The sequence below is a fragment of the Variovorax sp. CF079 genome (assembly GCF_900101545.1).
In the GTDB taxonomy this organism is placed as follows: Bacteria; Pseudomonadota; Gammaproteobacteria; order Burkholderiales; family Burkholderiaceae_C; genus Variovorax.
Map to the genome: position 1 here is coordinate 1 of NZ_FMZU01000004.1, position 16,734 is coordinate 16,734.

The following is a 16,734-nucleotide window of genomic DNA, read 5'->3' on the forward strand; positions in this document are numbered from 1 at the left end:
ATGCCGCCGCAGCGCACGCGCACCTGCAGCTGGCCGAGGCCGAGTTCGGGGGTGTCGACTTCTTCGACGCGCAAATCGCCGGGGGCGTGGATGACGAGTGCTTCCATGTGAATTCTCCTTGGCGGGTTCAGAGCGTGGCCGTCACGCCGCCGTCGACGTACAGGATGTGGCCATTGACGAAGTTGGAGGCATCGCTTGCGAGGAACACCGCCGCGCCGACCAGGTCCTCCACGTCGCCCCAGCGGCGCGAAGGCGTGCGCCCGACCAGCCAGGCGGTGAATTCTTCGTTCTTGACCAAGGCATCGGTCAGCTCGGTCTTGAAATAGCCCGGCCCCAGGCCGTTGACCTGGATGCCGTGCTGGCCCCAGTCGATCGCCATGCCCTTGGTCAGCATCTTCACTGCGCCCTTGCTGGCGGTGTAGGGCGCGATGCCGGGGCGGCCGAGCTCGCTTTGTACCGAGCAGATGTTGATGATCTTGCCGCGCTGTCGCGGGATCATCCGGCGCGCCACCGCCTGGCCGACCAGGAACACGCTGTCGACGTTGGTCTTCATCAGCTCGTGCCAGTGCGCTTCCTCGAACTGGTCGAGCGGGCCGCGGCGCTGCATGCCGGCGTTGTTGACGAGGATGTCGATGGCGCCGATGTCGGCCTCGATGCGTTCGATGGCCGCGCCCACCGCCTCGCCCGAGGTGACGTCGAAGGCGGCGGTGAAGACGCTGAAGCCTTCCTCGCGCAGCCGTGCCGCGGCCTGTTCGAGCTTGTCGGCGCTGCGCGCGTTGAGGATCACGCGCGCGCCGGCGCCCGCCAGTCCGCGCGCCAGCGCGTAGCCGATGCCGGCGCTGGAGCCGGTGATGAGGGCGGTGCGCCCGCTGAGGTCGAAGCTTTTGAGGACGGGATTCAAGGCGGTGTCTCCATCAAGGTGCGTGTGTTGCGTGGCTGAGTAGCGCAGTATCGCTTCGCCGATCGCGAATGAGCGCAACGGTACGCAAGCCCGCCGGTCGCGACCAAGACGAGATCGCTCTGGCTGTATAGCAAAAGCTTATGCGGGGCGCGCAGGCCCATAAGCGGATGCGACACCCCTAGAGCAAAGCCGTCTTGGCTTCCGCGCCGGGACAGGCCTACCGTTGCGAATATCGCCACCGAAGAGGAAATCCCGTGAGCCCGTCCCGCATCTCGACGCGCATCCGCCGCATCAAGCCGTCCCCGAGCAGCGCCGCTGCAGATCGTTTTGCCGAGTTGCGCAGGGAGGGCCGGGACATCATCAACCTGGCGATCGGCGAGCCCGATTTCGACACGCCGGCCCACATCCGGCAGGCCGGCTGCGAGGCGATCGAGCGCGGCGAGACGCGCTACACCCCGGTCGCCGGCACCCTGGCCCTGCGCGAGGCGATTGCGGCCAAGCTCCAGCGCGAGAACGGCCTCGCCTACAGCCCGCGCGAGATCATCGTCACCTGCGGCGCGAAGCATGCGCTCTTCAATGCGCTGTCGGTCACGGTGGAGGAGGGGCACGAGGTGATCGTGCCCGCGCCGTTCTGGGTGTCTTACCCGGACATCGTGCTGGCCTGCGACGGCACGCCGGTGATCGTGGCCTGCCGCGAGGAGGACGACTTCCGCCTCACGCCCGAGGCGCTCGAGGCGGCGATCACGCCGGCTACGCGCTGGCTGGTCTTCAACTCGCCGACCAATCCGACCGGCACCACCTACACCGGCGCCCAGCTGCGCGCGCTGGCCGACGTGCTGCTGCGCCACCCGCAGGTGATGGTGCTGACCGACGACATCTACGAGCACATCCGCTTCGACGACGTGCCGCCACGGCACCTGCTGGCCATCGAGCCGGCGCTGCGCGATCGCACCCTGGTGGTCAACGGGGTGTCCAAGACCTATGCGATGACCGGCTGGCGCATCGGCTATGCGGCCGGCCCCGCCGACATCATCGCGGCGCTGGACATGTTGCAGTCCCAGTCCACCAGCGGCGTCTCGTCGGTGAGCCAGGCGGCGGCCGTGGTGGCGCTGAATGCCGAGCCCACCTTCCTGCCGGAATGGGTGGCGACCTACCGCAAGCGGCGCGATACGGCATTGCGAATGCTCAACGCCATTCCCGGCATCCGCGCCCGCGCGCCCGGCGGGGCCTTCTACCTCTACCCGCACTGCGGCGGGCTGATCGGCAAGCGCACGCCCGAAGGCAAGACGCTGGCGACCGACAACGACGTGGTGATCCACCTGCTGGAGGCCGGCGGCGTGATGGTGCTCGCGGGCACGGCCTATGGGATGTCGCCCTACTTCCGCATGTCGACCGCCACCAGCGTCGAGCAGATCGAAGAGGGCTGCCGGCGCATCGCCCGCGCCGTTGCGCGGCTGAGCTGATGCCGCGCCCCATCAAGAACGCTTATACGTGAAGACGCATGACGTATTGGCCCGCCGGCAAGGGCCTTCCTATCATTCTTCCAACCCCTTTTCATTGATTGGAGCACTGCGATGAGCTGCCACCCCACGACAACGACGAACATGCGCGCCGCGGCCTGGATGGCGCTCGTCGCGCTCTCCGGTCTTTGCGCCTTCACGTCCGCGCGCGCACAGGGCGCCGACACCTTCAAGATTGGCATCATCAGCCCCATGAGCGGCCCGAACGCGCGCTACGGCGCCTTCGCCAACAAGGGCGCCGCGCTCGCCGCCAAGGAGATCAATGCCGCCGGCGGCGTGCTCGGCAAGAAGATCGAACTGGTGAGCGGCGACAGCCAGTGCGTGCCGGCCGAAGGCGTGGCGGCCACGCAGCGCATGATCAGCCTGGAGAAGACGGCGATCATCATCGGCGACGTCTGCAGTTCGGTGACCCTGGCGATGCAGCCGATGGTGGAGGAGTCGAAGGTGCTGCTGGTCAACGCGGCATCGTCCAACCCCGACATCACCCACAAGGCCGGCGTCGGCGGCTTCAAGTGGACCTTCCGCAACTACCCGACCGACGAGGTGCGCGCGGCCACCGTGCTCGAGTACGCCGCCAAGACCAAGGGTTTCAAGAAATACGCTGTGCTCTCGGTGGACAGCGACTACGGCCGCGGCGCCATCAAGTTCACCAAGCGCTACCTGCCGAAGTACGAGGGCGCGGAGATCCTCAGCGAGGACTACTACAAGGATTCGGAGACCGACTTCCGCTCGGTGCTCAGCAAGATCCGCCGCTCCGGCGCGCAGGCCATCATCCTCTACGGACAGGCCGACACCACGCCGATCATCGCGCGCCAGATGCTCGAGCTGGGCTTGGCCGGCAAGGTGGCGCTGGTGGGCAACGGCGAGTTCAACACCAAGGAGACCATCGCCGCGGCGCCCAAGGTCATGAACGGCGCGGTCGAGGCGGCGGCCTGGCTGCCCGAGGTGCCGGCGCCGCGCAGCCTCAAGTTCGTCGACGACTACCAGAAGGCCCATGGCGGCGAGATGCCGAACAACCACGCCTACACCCACTACGACACGCTGCAGCTGATCGCGCAGGCCATCAAGAGCGCCAACAGCCTGAAGGGCGAGGACGTGCGCAATGCGCTCGCCAAGATCAAGTACGACAGCCCGATGGGCATCGTCACCTTCGACGATCACAACCAGGCCGTGCTGCCGATGGTGCTGCTGGAGATCACCGACGGCAAGCCGGCCATCAAGGGAACGATCACCACCAAGATCGACTACGCGGTCAAGTGAAGCGCCGACTTCATCCGCCCGCCGGGACACCCACGTGAGTTCCTTCATCCTCGAGCAGATCGTCAACGGCATCATCACCGGGTCGGTGTACGCGCTGGTCGCCGCCGGCATGACGATGATCTTCGGCGTGCTGCGGGCCATCAATTTCGCCCACGGCGAGTACTACATGCTGGGCACCTTCGCGGCCTGGTGGGTCATGTCGAAGCTGATGGCCGACTACAGCCTGGCCATCGTCGGCGGCGTGGCCATCGTGTCGCTGATCGCGGTGCTGATCGGCCGCAGCGTGATGCAGCGGCTCATCGGCCAGCCTTTCCAGGCCGGCGTGCTGGCCACGCTGGGCCTGTCGCTGATCCTGCAGAACGTCGTCATCCTGGCCTTCGGCGGCGGCTACAAGGTGTTCTCGGGCGGCTGGATCGAGCCGATCGAGCTCGGCGACTTCGGCATGTCGCAGCAGCGCGTGATCCTGGTGGTGGTCACGCTCGCCGTGTTCGCAGCGCTCGAGTGGATGGTGCGCAGCACGCGCCTGGGCCGCTCGATCCGCGCGGTGTCGCAGAACATCGAGTGCTGCCAGGTCAACGGCATCGACGTCGAGCAGGTGGTGCGCCGCACCTTCCTGATCGGCGTCGCCATCGCCGCGCTCTCGGGCATCCTGACCGGCCCGATCAACGTCAGCATCTACGGCGGCATGGGCGAGTCGATCACGCTCAAGACCTTTGCCGTGATCGTGATGGGCGGCATGGGCAACGTGCGCGGCACCCTGATCGCCGGCTGCCTGCTCGGCGTGGTCGAGAGCCTGGTGGCCGGCTTCATCGGCCTGCAGTACCGCGACTCGGTCGGCTTCGTCGCGCTGCTCCTGATGCTCATGCTGCGGCCGCACGGCCTGTTCAGCAGCAAAGCCCGCTTCTGAGCCCATGAGCTTCTGAGATTCACGAATGGAACGGACGACGATGTCAATCACCACGCTGGATACGCCCCGCCTGCCGGCCGCACGGCTGGCCACGGTGAACTGGAGCGCCTGCGCGCTGGCGATGGCGGCATTGCTGGCGGCGCCGCTCTTCCTGGGCGACTACTACCTGCACGCGATGGTGCTCGCGATGATCTTCCTCTTGCCTGCCTTGGGCCTGAACCTGATCCTCGGCTACACCGGCATGCTGTCGCTGGCGCAGGGCGTTTTCTTCGGCCTCGGCGCCTACGGATCGGCGCTGATGTCGATCCACTTCGGCACGCCTTTCCTCGTGAACTTCCTGTGCGCCGGCCTGCTCGCCGGGCTGGTCGCGCTGCCGCTCGGCATCCCGGCGCTGAGGCTGCGCGACACCTCCTTCGTGATGTGCACGCTCGGCATGGTGGTGATCGCGCAGGTCGTGTCGAAGAACTGGGTCGAGCTCACGCGCGGCGACATGGGCCTGTCGGGCGTGCCGCGGCCGACGCTGGGCTTCGGCGATGTGGCACTCACCATCGTCAGGGCGCCCGAGTACTTCTATCTCGTGCTGGTGCTCGCCGCGCTGGCGGTGGCTGCCTTCGTCGCGCTGATCCGCTCGCCGGCCGGCCGCTGCATGGTGGCGATCCGCGACAACGAGACGCTGGCCGAATCGCTGGGCGTGCCGACCTGGACCTACAAGCTGATCGTGTTCATGCTGAGCGCGGTGTTCGCCGGCCTCGGCGGCAGCCTCTACGCGCACTTCTCGACAGTGGTCAGCCCGCTGGTGTTCCAGGCCTACTACTCCAACACCATTCTCATCATCGTGCTGGGCGGCGGTGTCGGGAAGGTGCCGGGCGCGATCATCGGCAGCTTCGTCTTCGTGGCCGTCTCGGAGGCGCTGCGGATCACGCCCGAGCTGCGCATGGTGATCTACGGCTTCGTGCTGCTGGGGCTGGTGTTCCTGTTCCCGCAGGGGCTGGCACCGCTGTTCCATGGCGCGGCCGAGCGCATCGCGCGCATCGGCCAGGGCGGCCGCAAGGAGCAGCGCGATGTCCGCTGAACACGCCATGCTGCGCATCGAAGGGCTGCGCAAGAACTACGGCGCGGTGGCTGCGCTGCAAGGCGTGGACATCGAGGTCCGGCGCGGCGAGGTGATGGGCCTGATCGGGCCCAACGGCTCCGGCAAGTCGACTCTGTTCGACTGCTGCACCGGCCTGCAGAAGAGCGACGCCGGCCGCGTGCTGCTGAAGGGCGTGGACATCACGGGCTGGCCGATGAACCGGATCGCGCGCGAAGGCCGGTTCCTCCGCAGCTTCCAGAAGACGGTGGTCTTCCCGACGCTGGATTCGGAAGAGAACCTGGTGCTCGCGGGCCAGATGTCGCGCTTCCCCAGCGTGCTGTCCACCTTCTGGATCGGGCCGGCCGCGCAGCGGCGCGTAAAGGCGCTGCGCGAACGCGCCCGGGAGCTGATCGAGGTCTCTGGCCTCTCGCGCGTGGCGCACCAGCCGGCCGGCCACATGTCCGGCGGCCAGCAGAAGCTGCTGCAGTTCGCTTCGATGCTGATGCCCGAGCCCGAGCTGATCCTGCTCGACGAGCCGCTGGCCGGCATCAACCCGGTGCTGATCGAGAAGGTGATCCAGTGCATCGAGCACGCCAACCAGACGCTGGGCGTGACCTTCGTCGTCATCGAGCACAACACCGACGTGCTGATGAACCTGAGCCATCGCGTGGTGGTGCTGCACCAGGGCGCCAAGCTGGCCGACGACACACCCGAAGCCGTCGTGCGCAACCCGGAGGTCATCGAGGCCTACCTCGGAGGCTGACATGGGAGACCCGACCATGGAACTCGAAATCGACAAGCTGTATGCCGGCTACGGCCACCTGGACATCCTGCACGGGGTGGACCTCAAGATCCGCCACGGCGAATTCATCGCGCTGCTCGGGCCCAATGGGGCCGGCAAATCGACGCTGCTGAAGTCGCTGTTCGGCATGACCACGCACAAGGGCGGCGCGATCCGCTGGAAGGGCAAGGACATCGCCGGCCTGCGGCCGCAACAGATGCTCGCGCACGGCATTGCCTACGTGCCGCAGGGGCGCTGCAATTTCCAGCTGATGACCATCGACGAGAACCTGGAGATGGCGGCCTACACCCTCAAGGACGGCGACCTGAAGGGCGAGCGCGAGTACGTCTACGACCTGTTCCCGATCCTGCGCAAGCGCCGCAACGAGCTTGCCGGAAACATGTCCGGCGGCGAGCAGCAGCTGCTGGAGATGGCGATGGCGGTGCTGCGCCGGCCCGAGATCCTGCTGGTGGACGAGCCCTCGGTGGGCCTCTCGCCGCAGGCGATCACGCTGGTCTTCAACGAGCTCAAGCGCCTGCATCAGGGCGGCCGAACCATCCTGCTGGTCGAGCAGAACACCCGCAAGGCGATGCAGGCGGCCGAGCGCGCCGTGGTGCTTCGCCTGGGCAAGGTGATCTGGGACAGCCCGGTCGGCGAACTGAGCAACGCGGACCTCGGCGAACTGTTCATGACGGGCCGTCGCGCGTCGGACGCGGCGCCGGCCTGAGCGCCGACATCCACCGAACATTCAAGGAGCTGAAAAGCATGAAACTGGCATTCGACACCGGCGGCACCTTCACCGACTTCGCCATGACGGACGACGACGGCACGATCCTGCTGCACAAGGTGCTGAGCACGCCGGACGCCCCCGCGCGCGCCGTGCTGCAGGGCGTGGACGAGCTGCTGGCCAAGGTGCGCGCGAACCACGCGGGCAGGGCGGACACGCGCGGCACGCTGCAGATCCTCGGCGCGACCACGGTCGTCACCAACGCCGTGCTCGAACGCCGGGGCGTGAACACCGCGTTCATCACCACCGACGGCTTCCAGGACATGCTGCGCATTCGCACGGAGGGCCGCTACGACCTGTACGACCTGCGCATCCAGTACCCCGAACCGCTGGTGTCGCGCGAGCTGTGCTTCGGCGTGGTCGAGCGCATCGCCGCCGACGGCACCGTGATCACGGCGCTCGACGTGGAGGGCGTGCGCGCCATCGGCCGCACGCTGGTGGAGCGCAAGGTCGACTCGGTGGCCGTGTGCCTGCTGCACGCCTACAAGTACGCGCAGCACGAGCGGCGCGTGGCCGAACTGCTGGCCGAGGTGGCGCCGAAGATCTCGGTGTCGCTGTCGTCGACGGTCTGCCCCGAGGTGCGCGAGTACGACCGCGCGTCGACCACCGTCGCCAACGCCTACACGCGGCCGATGATGGTCGGGCACGTGAGCCACCTCGAACGCGAGCTCTCGCAGCGTGGCATCGACGGCCAGTTGCTGTGGATGACATCGAGCGGCGGCGTGGTGCCGAGCTCGGCCGCCTCCCGCACGCCGGTGCGCCTGATCGAGTCGGGTCCGGCGGCCGGCGCGGTCGCCGCCGCCGACTATGCGCGCCGGGCCGGCGAACCGAGCGTGCTGTCCTTCGACATGGGCGGCACCACCGCCAAGCTGTGCCTGATCCCGAACGGCCAGCCGATGGTGGCCAACGAACTCGAAGTGGCGCGCCACGCGCGCTTCCGCAAGGGCAGCGGCTTCCCGCTCAAGATCCAGTCGATCCACATGATCGAGATCGGCGCCGGCGGCGGCAGCATCGCGGCACGCAACCGGCTCGGCCTGCTGGGGGTCGGCCCGCGCAGCGCCGCGGCCGCGCCCGGCCCGGCCTGCTATGGCCGCGGCGGCACCGAGCCGACCGTGACCGATGCCGATCTGCTGCTCGGCTACCTCGACGAGAAGTCCTTCCTCGGCGGCGACTTCGCGCTCGACCGCCCGGCGGCAGAGGCCGCGATGGCGCGCCTGGCGAAGGAGCTCGACATCACCCCGCAGCGCTGCGCCTGGGGCATCCACGACATGGTCAACGAGAGCATGGCCGAGGCCGCCTCGATGCAGGCCACCGACAGCGGCGTGGACCCGCGTGCGCTGCCCTTGATCGCCTTCGGCGGCGCCGGCCCGGTGCATGCCTACGGCGTGGCGCGCAAGCTCGGCATCCGCAAGGTGATCTGCCCGCTGGGCGCGGGCGTCACCTCGGCCATCGGCCTGCTCGGCGCGCCGGTGGCCGCCGATCTCTCGACCAGCCTGCCGATGCGGCTGTCGGCCTGGGACCCGAAGGCGGTCGACGCGCTCAAGGCCGCGCTCCAGGCGCAGGGCCGCGAGGTGGTGCTGGCCAGCCAGGTGCCGGCCGACCGCATCAGCTTCTCCTATACCGTCGACATGCGCCACGTGGGCCAGGGCTACGAAATTTCGGTGCCGCTGCCCGAACTGGACCCGGCCGACCCGGCTTTCCTGAAGGAGCTGCTGGCGCGCTTCCACGCCAACTACGTCGCGCTGTACGGCCGCGCCGTCGCCGGCACCGATGCCGAGGTCATCACCTGGCGCATCCGCGCGAGCGGCCCGAAACACGAGGTGTCGCTCGCCGGGCTGCGCGGCGAAGCCGGCGCCGTGCGCGATCCGCGCAAGGGCACGCGGCCGGTGTTCTTCTCCGAACTCGGCAAGTACGCCCTGACCCCGGTCTACGACCAGTACGCGCTGCTGCCCGGCGTGCCGGTCGTTGGGCCGGCCATCATCGAGCAGCGCGAATCGACCGTGGTGATGGGGCCGAACGCCTCCGCCTCGCTCGACGCCGAGCACAACCTGATCATGCTTTTGTCCTGAAGGGACCCGTCATGTCCATGCTGAAACCCGACTTCAACGACCCGATCACGCTGCAGGTGATGTGGGACCGCCTGGTCTTCATCGCCGACCAGGCCGACATCGCGCTCGGCCGCACCGCCTTCTCGCCGATCGTGCGCGAGAACCACGACTACGTCACCGTGCTGCTCGATGCCAAGGGCCGCGCGCTGGCCCAGTGCACCTGGTCGATCCCGGTGTTCATCACCACGTTGCCGATGGCGGCGCAGAACTATTTCCTGCCGGCCTTTCCGCCCGAATCGCTGGAGCCGGGCGACGTGATCGCCACCAACGACCCGGTGATCGGCACCGGCCACCTGCCGGACATGGTGATGCTCACGCCGATCTTCCGCAACGGCAAGATCGTGGCCTATGCCGGCAGCATCGCCCACCTGCCCGACATCGGCGGCCGCCCGCAGTCGCCGGACTCGACCGACATGTTCGAGGAGGGCATCCGCATCCCGATGCTCAAGCTCTTCAAGGCCGGCAAGCCCAACACCGACGTGTTCGCGGTGATCGAGGCCAGCGTGCGCCTGCCGCACGAGGTGCGCGGCGACATCCAGAGCATGGTGGCGGCCAACGAGGTGATGTGCCGCGAACTGAGCCGCTTCATGGACGAGTACGGCCTGGACGATTGCAACGAACTCGGCGAGGCGATCTTCAGCCGCTCCGAGCGCTTCATGCGTCAGGCCATCGCGGCCTGGCCCAACGGCAGCTACAAGGCCGAGATGACCATCGACGGCTTCGAGAGCGACGTGAAGCTGTGCGTCAGCGTCGAGGTGGGCGACGATGCCATCCACGTCGACTACACCGGCACCTCGCCGGAAGTGGCCCGCGGCATCAACGTGGTGCCGCACTACCGCGTCGCGCACAGCGTCTACGCGCTCAAGTGCCTGCTCGATCCGGACACGCCCAACAACGAGGGCTGCATGATCCCGCTGACCGACTCGGCGCCCGCGGGCTCGATCCTCAACCCGCGGCCGCATGCCGCCGGCGCGGCGCGCAACCTGGTGGGCCACGTGATCCCGAGCCTGATCTTCAAGGCGCTGCAGAACGTGGTGCCCGAGGGCGCCATGGGCGACAGCGGCGGCGCGCCGATCTGGGGCATCAACTGCCAGGGCCAGCGCTCCGACGGCAGCGCCTACGGCAGCGCCCAGAACTTCCACGGCGGGCAGGGCGGGCGTTCGTCGATGGACGGGCTGGACACGCTGAGCTTCCCGTCGAACTGCCGTGTCACGCCGATCGAGATGTACGAGATGGCGGTGCCGATCCTGACCGAGCGCAAGGAGCTGATCCCCGATTCGGGCGGCCCAGGCAAGTTCCGCGGCGGCCTCGGCCAGCGCGGCGTGATGCGCAACCTGTCGGACCGCGAGATGAACATCTACCTGAGCACCGAGCACGTGAAGCACCCCTGCCTGGGCGTGCTGGGCGGCCAGGCCGGCCGCAACGGCGCGGTGATGCACGACGGGCGCCACGTGTTTCCGAAGGGCCGGCTCGTGCTCGGCCCGGGCGAGCGGCTGATGATCGAGCTGCCGGGCGGCGGCGGCTGGGGCGATGCCCAGCAGCGCTCGCGCGAACTGGTGGAGGACGACCTGCGACAGGGCCTGATCAGCGCCGCGGGCGCACTCGCCGACTACGGCTACGAAGCGCTGGCCCCGACAACGCCGGCCAAGGCGGTGGCGTGATGGCCGGCACCGGACTCTCCGGCAAGGTCGCGCTGGTCACCGGCGGCGGCTCCGGCATCGGCCGTTCCACGGCGCTGATGCTCGCGGCCGAGGGCGCGCGCGTGGTGGTGATGGGCCGCCGCAAGGAGCCGCTGGACGCGGTGGTGGCCGAGATCCGCGCCGCCGGCGGCGAGGCCTGGGCGCGCCAGGCCGATCTGCAGGAACGCGAGCAACTGCAGGCGCTGGTGCGCTGGACCGAGGCCGAAGTCGGCCCGGTCGACATCCTGGTCAACAACGCCGGCCTCACCAGCCGCGTGCGCAACATCCGCTGGATCGAGCCGGACGACTGGGAGTCGGCCATCTCGGTCAACCTGACCGCCGTCTACGTGCTGATCCAGGCCGTGCTGCCCGGCATGCTGGCCGCGGGCGCAGGCACCATCGTCACCGTCTCCTCGCTGGCGGCGGTGCGGCCCAACCTGCTCGGCGGCGCCCCCTACGGTGCGGCGAAGGCGGCGGTGAGCAACCTGATGGGCTTCATGCACGCCACCTTCCGCAACAACAACATCCGCTCCACCACCATCCTGCCCGGCGAGGTGAACACGCCGATCATGGACACCCGCGTGCGCCCGCCCAGCGCCGCCGAGCGCGCCGCGATGGTGGCGCCCGAGGACGTGGCGCGCGCCATCCTGCTGGCCTGCACGCTGCCGCAGGGCACCACCATCGAGCAGCTGGTCATCAGCCCCACGCTGGCGCGCGACCAGGGCCCCGACGTCGAGATCAGCCGCTGGCTCGGCGCGCCCGACGGCACGCCCGGCAAACCCTGAACGAGAGACAACGCGATGAGCACTTCGTCATCATTGAAGGAACGCCTGGCACGCGGCGATTCCGTGCTGATGGTCAACCCCAACCACATCTCGCCCACGCTGTGCGAGAAGCTGGTGCGCTCGGGCGCCGACTCGGTCTTCATCGACTGCGAGCACGGCCTGGCCGGCTTCGAGGACATCCACCACATGGCCAAGGCCGCGCGCTACGCCGGTGGCTTCGGCATCGTGCGGCCGCAGAACCAGGAGCGCTCGACCATCACGCGCTGCCTCAACGCCGGCGCCGACGGCGTGATGGTGCCGCTGATCCACACCGCCGAGATCGCGCGCCAGGTGGTGCACACCTTCCGCTACGCCTGCCCGGACGACCATGAGGCCCGGCTGCTGATCGGCATGGTCGAGTCGGTCGAAGCGGTGCGCAATCTCGACGAGATCCTCGCGGTGGAAGGCATCGACGTGTTCTTCGTCGGCCCCGGCGATCTGTCGCAGTCGATGGGCTATTCGCCTGCAGTGGCGGCGGGAAAGCGCCGGGCGCAACCGGTGCTGGACCTGGTGGACCAGACGCTGCAGCGCATTCGCGCCGCCGGCAAGGTGGCCGGCACGCTGGTCGTGCGGCACGACGTCGCGCATCTGGTGTCGGTCGGCGCGCAGTTGCTCTACTACCATGCCGATCCCTTCGTCGCCGAAGGCGTGGGCGTGATGCGGCAGCTCAGCGCGCCGCTCGCTGCAGAAGCGCACTGAGGTTCAGCGCGGCGTCGCGTCGAGCTCTGGCGCGCGAATGCCGACCAGGCGGCCGTCGGCGAACAGGTCGTCGATTTGCCGCTTGAGGATGTCGAGCACCGCGCGCGCCTGGTCGGACATCGGCAGGTGATCCGGCACGCACAGCGACACCGTGGCCTGCAGGCCGGGCTCGACGATCCGGCGAATGACCAGCTGCGCCGCGATGCTCGTCGCATGCGCCGAGGCCGACGGCAGGATCGTGGCGCCGACGCCGGCCTCGATCGCCTGGCGCAGGGTCGCGGCCGACTCGATCTCGGCCGTGATGCGCGGCACCACGCCGATGCGCGCGAAAGCCTCGTCGATCAGCCGGCGTAGGAAGTGCGTGCGGCTGGGCAAGAGCAGGTCCATGTCGGCCAGTGAACGCAGGGCGACAGTCTCATCGCTGCCCGGCGGCAATTGCATCTCCGGCGGCGCGATCAGACACAGCTCCTCCGTGAACAGGGGCTGCAGCGTGACGCCCTTGATCGGGCCGGCCGCATAGATGACGGCCATGTCCATGCGCCCGGTCATCACCATCTCGCTGAGCACCAGGCCGAAGTTGTCGTTGATGAAGAGACTCACGTCGGGATATTCGCGCCGCACCGCCTGCAACAGGGGCATCGAGAGAATCGACGCCGTGCTGTAGGTGGCCAGCCCCACCGACACGGCGCCGGCGATGAAGCTGGCGTCACTGCGGCTCGTGAGCTCGCGCTCCACCTGCTCGAGATGGCTGAGGATGATCTGCGCATGCCGGTAGAGCTCGCTGCCGGCGCGCGTCGGCGTGACCCCGGCGTTCGAGCGGTTGAGCAGCCGGTGCTTGAAATGCTCCTCGAGCGAGGCGATGTGCTGGCTCAGCGCGGGCTGGGCGACGCGCAGCTGGTGCGCCGCGGCGGACAGGCTCTTCGCATCCACCGCCGTCACGAAGCTCCTGAGCGTCTTGAAGTTCACCGTCATTGCCGGCTGATCGTAACCCCGGTTGACGCGACCAATCGGTGGCTCGATGCTTGCTTGGCTCCGTCCCGAGAGCATCAACGAGGCCCCCGTGAATCTCAGGCGTTTGAAGTATTTCGTGAAGATCGTCGACGTCGGCAGCCTGACGCAGGCCTCGGAGGTGCTCCACGTCGCCCAACCGGCGCTGAGCCAGCAGCTGGCGACGCTGGAAGGCGAGTTCAAGCAACAGCTGCTGCTGCGCACGCAGAAGGGCGTCATGCCCACCGAGGCCGGCAAGGCGCTGTACCGCCATGCGCAGATCATCCTGCGGCAGTTCGACCAGGCGCAGGCCGACGTGCTCAACGCCGGTCAGAGCCTGTCGGGCCAGGTGTCGGTCGGGATGGCCCCGGGCACCGCGGCCTCCGCACTGGCCTTGCCGCTGCTCCGGGCCGTGCAGGGACGCCATCCGCAGATCGTGCTCCACATCAACGAGAACTTCGGCACCACGCTGTGCGACGTGGTGCGCAGCGGCCGCATGGACATGGCCGTGCTGTACGGCGGCGGGCGCGTCGTGCAGGGCCTCTCCTTCGATCCGCTGCTGACCGAGGACCTGTTCGTCGTGGCGCCCGAGGGACTGCTGCGCAGGGGGGGCGAGGTGGCGCTGGCCGACCTGGACGGCATCGACCTGCTACTGCCGTGCGCGAACAACCAGCTGCGCAGGTACGTGGACCAGGCTTTCGCAGCGGCGCAGATGGTGCCGCGCGTCGTGGCCGAGATGGAATCCTCGAACACGCTGGCGGCCGCGGTCGCCTCCGGCGTGGGCGCGACGATCCTGCCGGTGTCGGCCGCGCGCGGGGTCGCCGCGACCGCCGACGTGCACCTGCACCGGATCGTCTCACCGCCGATCGAGGTGCCGCTGGCCTTGTGCGCGTCCGATCATCTGCCGCTTTCCGAGCCGGCGCAGGTGGTCAAGGCCATCCTGCTCGAACTGGTCGGCCAGCTCGAACTCGAAGTCGGCCTGCATACCTTGCATTGACGGCCCGCTCGTTTTCAGTTGGGGCAGCGGGCTTCCAGCGCGTCGATGAAGGAACGGTCCCATCGACCCTCCTTCATGGCCCGTATCGTCTCGGCTTCGGTCTCCAGGTGCGCGCGTGCCTTCTCGATCAACAGCTCGGCCTCGTCCGGCGCGAAGGCCATCAGGCCATCCTGGTCGCCGACCACGATGTCGCCGGGGTTGACCACCATGCCGCCGACGGACACCGGCACGTTGATCTCGCCCGGGCCGTCCTTGTACGGGCCGCGATGGGTGACGCCGCGTGCGTAGACCGGGAACTCGCGCGCCCGGATTTCGGCCACGTCGCGGATCGCCCCGTCGACCACCACGCCCACGACGCCGATGTGGGCGGCGTAGAAGGACAGGATGCCGCCGACCACCGCGTTGTTGAGGATGCCCCCGGCATCGATCACCAGCACGTCGCCGGGACGGCAGAACTCGAGGGCGCGCAAATACGTCAGGTTGTCGCCGCCACGCGAGCGCGCCGTGACGGCCGTGCCTGCCATGGTCCGGGCGACGGGGCGGTGATAGGGGTTCAGGCCCGTGGTGCCGATGTTGCGGTGCATGTTGTCGCTCAGCGCCGCGACGGGCATCTCGCGCAGCGCGGCCAGGATCTTCGGATCGACCTGCGCGGCCGAGGGGTTCTTGCGGATGGCTTTGTATGGCATGGGTGTGTCCTTGGTGGCGGCGATGGTTCGTGCGCTCAGCGCAGTTCGGCCACCGCGCGGGCGATGCGCGTGCAGCCTTCTTCCAGTGTTTCGATCGAGGTGGCGATGGACAGGCGGAAGTAGGGCGAGAGCCCATAGGCGGTGCCGGCGACCGTGGCCACGCCCGCGCTTTCCAGCAGGTACATCACGACGTCGCCGTCTTCGTTCAGTTGCTTGCCTGCAGGCGTGGTCTTGCCGATCAGGCCGGCGCAATGGATGTAGAGGTAGAAGGCGCCGGGCGGCGTGGCGCAGCTCAGGCCGGGGATTGCGTTGACGAGCGCGAGCGTGCGGTCGCGCCGCTCCTTGTAGACCGCCACGCTCTCGGCCACGAAGCTTTGATCGCTGTTGAGCGCCGCCGCGGCGGCTGCCTGGCTGATCGAGCAGCAGTTGCCGGCGGACTGCGAGAGCAGGGTGTCCATCGCCGTGATCAGATCGGCCGGGCCCGCGGCCCAGCCGATGCGCCAGCCGGTCATCGCATAGGTCTTGGAGACGCCGTTGACGGCCAGCGTGCGCTCGCGCAAGGAGGGCTCGGTCGCCAGGATGTGCGGCGTCGAGCGGCCGTCGAAGCGGATGTGCTCGTAGATGTCGTCGGTCATCACCATCACGTGCGGATGGCGCATGAGGACATCCGCCAGCGCGCGGTATTCGTCGGCCGTGTAGCTGGCGCCCGTGGGATTGCTCGGCGAGTTGATCAGGAGCCAGCGCGTGCGCGGCGTGATGGCAGCCTCGAGCTGGGCGGGCGTGAGCTTGAAGCCGTGGGCCTCCGGGCAGGCGACGATGACGGGCTTGCCTTCGCAGGCCAGCACCATGTCGGGGTAGGACACCCAGTAGGGCGCGGGGATGATCACTTCGTCGCCCGGTTCCAGCGTGATGGCGAAGGCGTTGTAGATCGCGCTCTTGGCGCCGCTGGTGACGATGATTTCGTTCAATGCATACGAGAGGCCGTTCTCGCGCTCCAGCTTGGCGACGATGGCCTGGCGCAGCTCGACCGTGCCGGCCATCAGCGTGTAGCGCGTCGCGCCCTTGTCCATGGCTTCGGCGGCGGCGCGCCGGATATGCAGCGGGGTGTCGAAGTCGGGTTCACCCACCACCAGGTTGACGATCGATTTGCCCTGGCGGCGCAGCTCGTTGGCGCGGTCCGCGGCGGAGGTGCTGGGCGAAGGCTTGATGCGCCGTACGCGGGCGGCGATGCGGGAGGTGGTCACGGATCTTCCTTGGGTGCGGGATGTACGGACCCAACGGTACGCACATCGCTCCACCTCGGCCAAGATGAGATCGCTCTGGTTCGATAGGCTGAGCTTATGGTGACTCCTGTCTGGTCCCCTCTCTCTCTGGGAGAGGGTTAGGGTGAGGGCATCGTGCCTGTCCATCGGCACGGGCGTCTCGACCGTCCGGTGCCCTCACCCCCGCCCTCTCCCAGAGGGAGAGGGAGCAAGACACGCTCGCCTCCGCACCCCGGACACATCGCATCTAGGCGCCCCTGCGCC

At 68.4% G+C, this 16,734-nt stretch carries 15 protein-coding genes; 11 read left to right on the forward strand and 4 right to left on the reverse strand.

All coding sequences use genetic code 11. The features are described 5' to 3' along the window. Positions 1–127: 127 nt before the first annotated feature. Positions 128–901: a glucose 1-dehydrogenase gene (locus tag BLS74_RS05935; protein ID WP_093103729.1), complete on the reverse strand. Its 774-nt coding sequence runs from the start codon at positions 899–901 to the stop codon at positions 128–130. Between the two features lie 254 nt (positions 902–1,155). Between BLS74_RS05935 and BLS74_RS05940 the strand changes: the two genes are divergently transcribed. From BLS74_RS05940 to BLS74_RS05985, 10 genes are all read left to right on the forward strand, one after another. Then, complete coding sequence (locus tag BLS74_RS05940) at positions 1,156–2,364, forward strand: aspartate transaminase (RefSeq protein ID WP_093103731.1); 1,209 nt, start codon at positions 1,156–1,158, stop codon at positions 2,362–2,364. Positions 2,365–2,475: 111 nt separating this feature from the next. Then, positions 2,476–3,681 (forward strand): ABC transporter substrate-binding protein, encoded by a 1,206-nt coding sequence (locus BLS74_RS05945; protein ID WP_212733643.1) that lies wholly within the window; start codon positions 2,476–2,478, stop codon positions 3,679–3,681. 34 nt (positions 3,682–3,715) lie between these two features. Continuing rightward, positions 3,716–4,588, forward strand: a complete 873-nt coding sequence (locus tag BLS74_RS05950; protein WP_093103732.1) for a branched-chain amino acid ABC transporter permease — start codon at positions 3,716–3,718, stop codon at positions 4,586–4,588. A 40-nt stretch (positions 4,589–4,628) separates the two neighbouring features. Beyond that, positions 4,629–5,660: a branched-chain amino acid ABC transporter permease gene (locus BLS74_RS05955; RefSeq protein ID WP_244503775.1), complete on the forward strand. Its 1,032-nt coding sequence runs from the start codon at positions 4,629–4,631 to the stop codon at positions 5,658–5,660. Further along, positions 5,650–6,423: an ABC transporter ATP-binding protein gene (locus BLS74_RS05960; protein WP_093103735.1), complete on the forward strand. Its 774-nt coding sequence runs from the start codon at positions 5,650–5,652 to the stop codon at positions 6,421–6,423. The genes BLS74_RS05955 and BLS74_RS05960 overlap by 11 nt, the downstream gene beginning before the upstream one ends. A gap of 16 nt (positions 6,424–6,439) precedes the next feature. Further along, positions 6,440–7,168, forward strand: coding sequence for a branched-chain amino acid ABC transporter ATP-binding protein (locus BLS74_RS05965; RefSeq protein ID WP_093103737.1), 729 nt, complete (start codon positions 6,440–6,442; stop codon positions 7,166–7,168). Positions 7,169–7,206: 38 nt separating this feature from the next. After that, positions 7,207–9,297, forward strand: a complete 2,091-nt coding sequence (locus BLS74_RS05970) for a hydantoinase/oxoprolinase family protein (protein ID WP_093103738.1) — start codon at positions 7,207–7,209, stop codon at positions 9,295–9,297. Positions 9,298–9,308: 11 nt separating this feature from the next. After that, positions 9,309–10,997, forward strand: coding sequence for a hydantoinase B/oxoprolinase family protein (locus BLS74_RS05975; protein ID WP_093103740.1), 1,689 nt, complete (start codon positions 9,309–9,311; stop codon positions 10,995–10,997). Next, positions 10,997–11,800 (forward strand): SDR family oxidoreductase, encoded by an 804-nt coding sequence (locus BLS74_RS05980; protein ID WP_093103741.1) that lies wholly within the window; start codon positions 10,997–10,999, stop codon positions 11,798–11,800. Before BLS74_RS05975 ends, BLS74_RS05980 begins: the two co-directional genes overlap by 1 nt. A gap of 15 nt (positions 11,801–11,815) precedes the next feature. Beyond that, on the forward strand, positions 11,816–12,538 hold the full coding sequence (locus BLS74_RS05985; protein ID WP_093103743.1) for an HpcH/HpaI aldolase family protein: 723 nt from the start codon (positions 11,816–11,818) through the stop codon (positions 12,536–12,538). Between the two features lie 3 nt (positions 12,539–12,541). Here the strand turns inward: BLS74_RS05985 and BLS74_RS05990 are convergent, their stop codons facing one another. Beyond that, the gene (locus BLS74_RS05990) at positions 12,542–13,510 is read right to left on the reverse strand and encodes a LysR substrate-binding domain-containing protein (protein WP_093103744.1); all 969 of its coding nucleotides are present in this window, start codon (positions 13,508–13,510) and stop codon (positions 12,542–12,544) included. An 88-nt stretch (positions 13,511–13,598) separates the two neighbouring features. On the opposite strand from BLS74_RS05990, the gene nac reads away from it, so the two are divergent. After that, a complete protein-coding gene (gene nac / locus BLS74_RS05995; protein WP_093103746.1) occupies positions 13,599–14,522 on the forward strand; it encodes a nitrogen assimilation transcriptional regulator NAC in 924 nt (307 codons plus the stop codon). A gap of 14 nt (positions 14,523–14,536) precedes the next feature. Here nac and BLS74_RS06000 read toward each other — a convergent pair whose 3' ends face one another. Both BLS74_RS06000 and BLS74_RS06005 read right to left on the reverse strand, forming a co-directional pair. Then, positions 14,537–15,208 (reverse strand): RraA family protein, encoded by a 672-nt coding sequence (locus BLS74_RS06000; protein ID WP_093103747.1) that lies wholly within the window; start codon positions 15,206–15,208, stop codon positions 14,537–14,539. Between the two features lie 35 nt (positions 15,209–15,243). After that, complete coding sequence (locus BLS74_RS06005) at positions 15,244–16,452, reverse strand: aspartate transaminase (protein WP_093103749.1); 1,209 nt, start codon at positions 16,450–16,452, stop codon at positions 15,244–15,246. Between the last annotated feature and the right edge of the window lie 282 nt (positions 16,453–16,734).

Coding starts and splice junctions, on each gene's coding strand:
- BLS74_RS05945 (WP_212733643.1), top strand. CDS start 2,476: ATGAGCTGCCACCCCACGACAACGACGAACATGCGCGCCGCGGCCTGG.
- BLS74_RS05955 (WP_244503775.1), top strand. CDS start 4,629: ATGTCAATCACCACGCTGGATACGCCCCGCCTGCCGGCCGCACGGCTG.
- BLS74_RS05960 (WP_093103735.1), top strand. CDS start 5,650: ATGTCCGCTGAACACGCCATGCTGCGCATCGAAGGGCTGCGCAAGAAC.
- BLS74_RS05965 (WP_093103737.1), top strand. CDS start 6,440: ATGGAACTCGAAATCGACAAGCTGTATGCCGGCTACGGCCACCTGGAC.
- BLS74_RS05970 (WP_093103738.1), top strand. CDS start 7,207: ATGAAACTGGCATTCGACACCGGCGGCACCTTCACCGACTTCGCCATG.
- BLS74_RS05975 (WP_093103740.1), top strand. CDS start 9,309: ATGTCCATGCTGAAACCCGACTTCAACGACCCGATCACGCTGCAGGTG.
- BLS74_RS05980 (WP_093103741.1), top strand. CDS start 10,997: ATGGCCGGCACCGGACTCTCCGGCAAGGTCGCGCTGGTCACCGGCGGC.
- BLS74_RS05985 (WP_093103743.1), top strand. CDS start 11,816: ATGAGCACTTCGTCATCATTGAAGGAACGCCTGGCACGCGGCGATTCC.
- BLS74_RS05990 (WP_093103744.1), bottom strand. CDS start 13,510: ATGACGGTGAACTTCAAGACGCTCAGGAGCTTCGTGACGGCGGTGGAT.
- BLS74_RS06000 (WP_093103747.1), bottom strand. CDS start 15,208: ATGCCATACAAAGCCATCCGCAAGAACCCCTCGGCCGCGCAGGTCGAT.